This window comes from Bacillus sp. J33, assembly GCF_000518885.1.
In the GTDB taxonomy this organism is placed as follows: domain Bacteria; phylum Bacillota; class Bacilli; order Bacillales; family Cytobacillaceae; genus Cytobacillus.
Map to the genome: position 1 here is coordinate 1 of NZ_JAEL01000164.1, position 6,541 is coordinate 6,541.

Sequence of the window (6,541 nt, forward strand, 5' to 3'; positions counted from 1 at the left end):
TATATGGCCATGGACCAGAGAGAAGCAAACTTATTCTTTCACTTGATTAATCATTTGTACGAACGAAGTTCGATCATCCTGACTTCAAATAAAAGTCCAGATGAGTGGGGTAATTTAATTGGGGACCAAGGGATTACAACAGCTATTTTAGATCGCTTACTTCATCGTGTGGAAGTCATCCATGGAGGTGAAAACGAGGAAAGTCATCGCATGAAAAACCGGAAAAGCATTTTTTCAGCAGAAGTGTAAAAAGGAAACGAGCAAAAAGTGTAAAATTCAACTTGACGTCTACACATGATTGCCAAGAGGGTGAAAAAGAAGGTGAAAAAGATATGAAAAGACTTATCTTAATGTGTATAGTTCTGTTGCTTGCCTTTAATGCTACTTTATCAGTGGACATTGAATAGCAGACTCCCTGAAATTTTTGTGAACTTTTTCCCTTTTGTTATTCATCAAACAATCATAGAGACTATTGCGGCAAAGAAAACCAACCTAATTAAGAGACATAAAGTAACTTATCTTCTTCCACAAACCTGCCTAGTTGAACAAAATAGCCGCCTGGTTCGGCGGCTGACCCTTAAACATAAGCACCCTTTAGTTGAAGAAGGACGATCACCATTTCTGGGAAAACGTCTTTTTTTATTTCCTGCTGAACAGTATTGTTGTACTGCGCAGCTGGAAAGCTGTTCTTCTTAAAGATAAGCTCCCTACAGATCAAAAAGAGATAGTGGGTTAATCCTTTACATCTTCCTTGCATATTTTACTAACTAGCTACCATAACGTGTTGTTTTTTTTATTTTGCGGTCCAAGCCTATTACAATTTTTATATGAGGCTTTGAATTCCTTTATTCTTTGCATCAAACCCTAATGAATCTTTCAGAGGTAACTAATTATTATGTCGTTTGTTAACTTCAATCTTAATGAACTCCGGCAAATAGCTGGGAGTACATCCTTTTGCTACTATTTCATCTTTGTAAAGACCCGTTTTCTCACCAAGTTTAATACAACGTGCACGATTCTTTTCATCATAAACACCTATCCAGCCTGCGGTGAAATTCATAGCCCATTGAACTTCCGGTTCTTCCTGCGTAATATTAGCTTCTAATGCAGATAGCAAGTCTTCGGTGTTATCAGGCGGTGTTTGTCCAGTCCATCTCAATCGCCCTTGATAATACCAGAAAGCTCGCCTTTGAAGAGCAGAAGGACTATTTTCCCATGACTCCATCAATGCAATTGTCTTCTTGTCTTTGGTGAGCTGATTAGCCATTAACCAATCCATTAAGTTATTTCGCTCATCAAAAGTATGAGTCTGTATATCCTTATCAAGTTTATTTAGCACATCTTGTGAAAGAAGTTTTTTGTCCATAATTAAGATTGCTAATAGTCTAGGCAAAAACTCTTCGGTTGACCATAGTTCCATAGCTAGTTCGTGATCTTTTTTAATGTCCTTCGCGATTTTTCGTAAGTCGCCTAGCTTAGTTTTACTATTGATCTGAGATAGAATGTTTTCTGCTTTTAAAGAGCGTTTTATTTCTGTACCTTTATTTTCATTCATTTTATACAACTCCTTTATTAAAGCACTGTTTTAATATGTACTTGACGGTATATATCAAGAACTCAATTTCGTTATAAGTCGTATTGCAGTGGTGTCCCTCCAAAGTTTACCTTTTTTAATATTGTAGCATATATCATATTAAAGCTTTCTCCACCTATAGTAGAAGAGCAACGATCTTTAATTTACTTCCTTTTATTTGGATACGAAAAGAGCATTCAAGCTGCCGCAGCACCCCTTATTAAAGGCAAGCTATTCGTTAACTATAAAACAAAAACGATGACCTAAACAAATTTACTTTTGTTCTTTTCTAAAATAACTGTACCAAGGCTTACCTATGAAGAATAAAGGTGTTATCAACAATGTGATAAAACTCTCTGTTTTTAAAGCATTAAAAATAACAAATGCCAGGAGAACAAGAAAAAAGCCGCCTGGTTTGGCAGCTGATCTTGAACAAAAGCACCCGTTACTTTAAGTAGACAATCATAGTAAGTTCCACAGAAAAAGGCATTAATCCTTCCTACTGAATCAATGCCTTCACTTTTTGTAATTAACTTTACTCTTACTCTTTTTAGTTAACATATAGCTTTGTTTTATCATTTCATAAATTTCTTCCTTTGGAACAGTACCGTCAAGAATTATCGAATTCCAATGGTCCTTATTAAGATGAAATGCCGAAACTACCGAATTATAAATCTGACGCCAGTAATCCAAAAAACCGGGTTCACATTTCACATTAATCCAAATAAGGCCATCTTTTTCAAAGATCCACGCAAACACTTTCTTGTTATCTATATGTCGCATTAACGTCCAATTCTTATCGCGAAATGGATAATCTTCATATGTATTACCCATCCCCAAACAGTAACCGATAGCTTCCTCTCTATTTTTCATTGTTAGCCTCTTCTCTAACAGAATAACTTGCTAGCCTTTTTTATAAAGCTGCATCCTTAATTATAACCCTTGGACTCTTTATTGCACTTACCTTCCAGTTTAAGTAATTCAATCAAAATCTCTATCGATTTTTACATAAATATCCAATTATTTTTGGAGAAGATTCTCCACAAAATGGACCTAAAATGGAAAAAGGCACTTATCCTTGTTTGGTCCAGGAAAGCGCCCTTTTATTGAATAAACTACGCCTTGCCTTTTTCCACTTTCAAACTCATTTCAGCATTAAAACTCAAAATGCCTAAATCAGTTGAATTAGATAGTTCTGTTAATATTTTTTCAACTTCGTTTGACTTATAATTTATATCTATAGCAATTCCAAAAGCCCAGATTTTCACATTCGGTTATGGATTAACCATAAGAATATCCAGTATATCCTTGGCAAACTCTTTATCCTCTTTCATTATATTAGCTATTTTATAAAGTTTATCGTTAGCTTTGTTACCTATTTTATAATTACCATTTAAGATTGCTTCACCTTGAACAATGGGATTTTCAATAAATATATCAGTAAGAGAAGTTTTATCTTTTTCCACTCAACTTCAGCCCTACCAAATCAATTCCTTTTTTAAAAATCTGCTAAAGAAGCTGCTGATCTTATTGAACACTCGCACCCGTTACTTGAAGAAAGACTACCACATCGGCTCATCTTTATTACTTAACTTATATAGAAATGGCATTACTTTAGGTGAATAGCAATATTATTAAGCATTAGACACAATAACTACTTACTAAGTTCGAATGACTCTAATAAAGATTTTATTTCTTGCTGATTGACTTCTTGGCTAACCACTTCATATATATAATTATCTTTCTTCCCTATAAAATGATAATTTGGTGTATTTTTAATTTCGAAAATTTCCCAATTGATACCGTTAGAAGTGAAATTTCCCAACTGCTTTCCTTTTTCAGTATTGAAATCTCCCCATGATCGAACAATGGAATCCTTATCGTAAGCTCGTACATAAAGTAATCGTCTACCCGATCCCAATTCATTTTTACCTTTCTTATAACTATAAGTCAGATAAGCATGATTATCTTTCTTGTATTTTTCATAACTTGCAGAGAATAATTCAAGGTCCTGATGATTAAATTCATATAAGAACGGAATATCTTTTCTGAGCAATTCTAAAACGGCTGCAACTTCATCCTCGTAGTAATCAGCGTGCTCCACAACTTCTACATCTTTTTCTTTTGGATCTTTATAATTTTGCGTAAAATCTTTCGGTACTTCCCTTTTATAACCATTTAAATCTGGTGATTCAAACTCTTTAGAATCAATAGGAACATTAACTTCAAGTTTTTCAGGATGAAGATAACTCGAAAGATTTCCGTTAGCATCATATGTTTCATATTTAACAAGAATTCCTGTATCTTTATCTACCCAAAATCTAAACGTATCTACTATTAACATGCTTCGAGATTTCTCTTCCAGTTTACCTTGTAAAACAATAGTATTTTGTCCCAATATTTCTTCATTCTGGTTTACAATATCCCAACTATTTATATCACCTAAATATTCTATCGCCATAGTATATGGATACAAAGATAAACCTGCTGTACCAATCGGTGGGAGATCTGCATATATATCATTAAATAGTTGATTAAGATTTACACTTTTCGCTTCTTCAAGAGTCACTGTTCTCTGTTGTTTGGGACTGTATTTTTCTTCTCGGAAATTCTCCCTAATTTTATCGATATACCACAATTGATGATTGTTATATATAATCTCTTCATTTTGAACAATTTCATTTTTCTCATATGATTTATTGGTAAATTTAACGTATCCTCCAACTTCCTTCTTAGTACTTAATTTATACTCTGTAACAGTAGTTGATCCTGTTCCATCTTTATAGATGTTTTGTTGTTCAAATTTACCACTTGCAGTAATAAAATGGGTTGCAGTATTCAACATCTTAGAGATTATTTCTTCTTTTGTCATATCACCATAATACTCTTCATTAGTTGGAGGTGTATAAATGCTATCTAATTCTTTACTATTTTGATTGGTATTTATATTCTGTCCCAGATCATTTGGGATAGTAGTGTTTTTATCTTCGCTTAATAAGCCTATTTTAGTTAAGGTGAAATAGCCTAGGCCAAATAGTAATAAACAGCTAACACAAGCACTTACAAAATAATTTATCTTATATTTTAAATTGAAGTCCTTTTTTTGATTGGAACTATTAATTGTTCTCCTAACCTTTTCTTTATTTTGCTCACTAAATTCTATATCTTTTAAAATGGTTTCATTCATTTTTTCTTTTAAATTATTGAACATATTTTCCATTAGCTATACTCCCTTCAATTTTTTGTTTTAATAAAAGGCGAGCTCTATGTAACCTGGATTTAATTGTAGGCAATTTTAGGTTTAGCAATTCAGATATTTGATTATAAGATAATTCCTCGTAATAATATAAAATAATAACCTCTCTATATTTAATGGGTAAGGAAATGATTTTTTCTGAAATATATCGATTATTCTCAATATCGATATATTTTATTTCAGGAGATTCAGTTGTTCTGGTCCAGGTAGAAAATAAATCTGTAAAAACGATATTTCTAAAAGTCCAACTTTTTAGTTTATCCTTACACAAGTTTACAGTTATGCGATAAAGCCAAGTTTTATAGGATGATTCATGTCTGAATTCATCTAGATTTTCATAACATTTAATAAACACCTCTTGAGCAATATCTTCCGATAACTGTTTCTGCTTGGTATAGGTAAACGCAAGTCTTGTAATACTTTGCCCATATTCGGTCATTAACCACTCTAACCGTTCATCTTTAGTTTTCATCTGTCTTTCCTTTCTATAATTACACTTCAAATATTAGACGATGCTATTAACATTTAGTTGTAAAAAAATAACCATTAAGTTAACGAAAAAGCTTACGAAGGATAATTGGATATAAAAACACTGAACTTAAAATGAAAATGGAAAGAAGTCAAAATACAGTTGGTTTGGTATGTGGATACAACCGTATTTAACAACTTTCTTAGTTATTGAGAAACAAAGATCAACTCAAATAGTTCTTCTCAATTAAAAAAGCCACCAAAAATGGCAGCTGATTTCTTTAGCTCAATCCAATATTACCTTTGTGATACAGTGTTTGGAATATTTTCTTATTAATGGAGAATGCCGATGAGTTGGCCATATAAATGGCACTCTAGGCGTTTTTTTTGATTGTTTTGCATTCATCGATTTCAAAAAATGACTTCCATGTTTTAAATAAAATCTCAATCTGCCAACGCAAGGAATAGAGGGAATGGACATAATCAGGGGTGACTTCTTCTGGAGATGTGTTCGTAATATAGACGTTCATACCCATCAATTGCTTCCTTTTATCCTTCATAACCATGCTTTTCTTCTTTTCTCGGATTGCTTGGTTTTTTAAGCGAGTTTGTGTTTGATCCTCGGTGTTCGTATCCGATAGCACAATGAAAATTTATGCCTGTTCTTCTTCTTTTATAGCTTTTTGTAACACATTATGGGTAAAAGGAGATTTATTTTCAATAGGTACTTTCGAAATGCAGGATAATAGGTTAGCAGATGAAATGGTGGCTGAGGTAAACCCTGGTATCTCAACATTTCTCGTGATGCACAAAAATAAATGGGTTTCTCCAGCCATCAGCAGTATGGTCTCTATAATACCGAGAGCACTTGGATTTAATTTACTTATTGCTGTTTTTTTCTCCCCACTCACATAACTGTTCCAAAACAGGTAATAGAGTTTCTGCTTTATGTGTGAGACTGTACTCAACTTTAGGGGGAATTTGGGGATACTCTTTGCGTCTAACAATCCCATCTGCTTCCAATTCTTTAAGCTGTGAACTCAATGTTTTNAANGTAATAGCTCCTATTTTTCTTTTCAAATCATTAAATCGAACTGGTTGGTTTTCTGCCAGAAGGTAAATAATAAGCATTTTCCATTTACCACCAATCACTGATATTGTATAACCAAAAGGTGTCTCTTGAACATTACCCTTTCCTTTATAGTCCGCCATACTCATATTTACACTATCCTTTCAGGTAGTAG

The 6,541-nt window shown here is 33.2% G+C and carries 7 protein-coding genes and 2 pseudogenes; 1 reads left to right on the forward strand and 8 read right to left on the reverse strand.

Features of this window, described 5'->3' with window-relative positions; translation table 11 throughout:
• Window positions 1–249 (forward strand): annotated as a pseudogene (gene istB / locus L634_RS31970) (IS21-like element IS643 family helper ATPase IstB); the annotation flags it as partial.
• Window positions 250–886: 637 nt separating this feature from the next.
• Here istB and L634_RS0127880 read toward each other — a convergent pair.
• The 8 genes and pseudogenes from L634_RS0127880 to L634_RS0127925 all read right to left on the reverse strand — a co-directional run bounded on the left by L634_RS0127880 (window position 887) and on the right by L634_RS0127925 (window position 6,515).
• Complete coding sequence (locus tag L634_RS0127880; RefSeq protein ID WP_026585220.1) at window positions 887–1,555, reverse strand: DNA alkylation repair protein; 669 nt, start codon at window positions 1,553–1,555, stop codon at window positions 887–889.
• 534 nt (window positions 1,556–2,089) lie between these two features.
• Window positions 2,090–2,446: an MmcQ/YjbR family DNA-binding protein gene (locus L634_RS0127890; RefSeq protein WP_026585221.1), complete on the reverse strand. Its 357-nt coding sequence runs from the start codon at window positions 2,444–2,446 to the stop codon at window positions 2,090–2,092.
• A gap of 401 nt (window positions 2,447–2,847) precedes the next feature.
• Window positions 2,848–3,039, reverse strand: coding sequence for a hypothetical protein (locus L634_RS0127900; protein WP_026585222.1), 192 nt, complete (start codon window positions 3,037–3,039; stop codon window positions 2,848–2,850).
• Between the two features lie 188 nt (window positions 3,040–3,227).
• Window positions 3,228–4,793 carry a hypothetical protein gene (locus L634_RS0127905; RefSeq protein ID WP_026585223.1) on the reverse strand — a complete coding sequence of 522 codons (1,566 nt, stop codon included), beginning with the start codon at window positions 4,791–4,793 and terminating at the stop codon, window positions 3,228–3,230.
• A complete protein-coding gene (locus tag L634_RS0127910; protein WP_026585224.1) occupies window positions 4,774–5,301 on the reverse strand; it encodes a sigma-70 family RNA polymerase sigma factor in 528 nt (175 codons plus the stop codon). The genes L634_RS0127905 and L634_RS0127910 overlap by 20 nt, the downstream gene beginning before the upstream one ends.
• Before the next feature lie 335 nt (window positions 5,302–5,636).
• Window positions 5,637–5,923: pseudogene (locus tag L634_RS0127915) on the reverse strand (transposase); the annotation flags it as partial.
• A gap of 27 nt (window positions 5,924–5,950) precedes the next feature.
• Window positions 5,951–6,208 (reverse strand): hypothetical protein, encoded by a 258-nt coding sequence (locus tag L634_RS0127920; protein ID WP_157452476.1) that lies wholly within the window; start codon window positions 6,206–6,208, stop codon window positions 5,951–5,953.
• A complete protein-coding gene (locus tag L634_RS0127925; protein ID WP_026584879.1) occupies window positions 6,177–6,515 on the reverse strand; it encodes a winged helix-turn-helix transcriptional regulator in 339 nt (112 codons plus the stop codon). The genes L634_RS0127920 and L634_RS0127925 overlap by 32 nt, the downstream gene beginning before the upstream one ends.
• Between the last annotated feature and the right edge of the window lie 26 nt (window positions 6,516–6,541).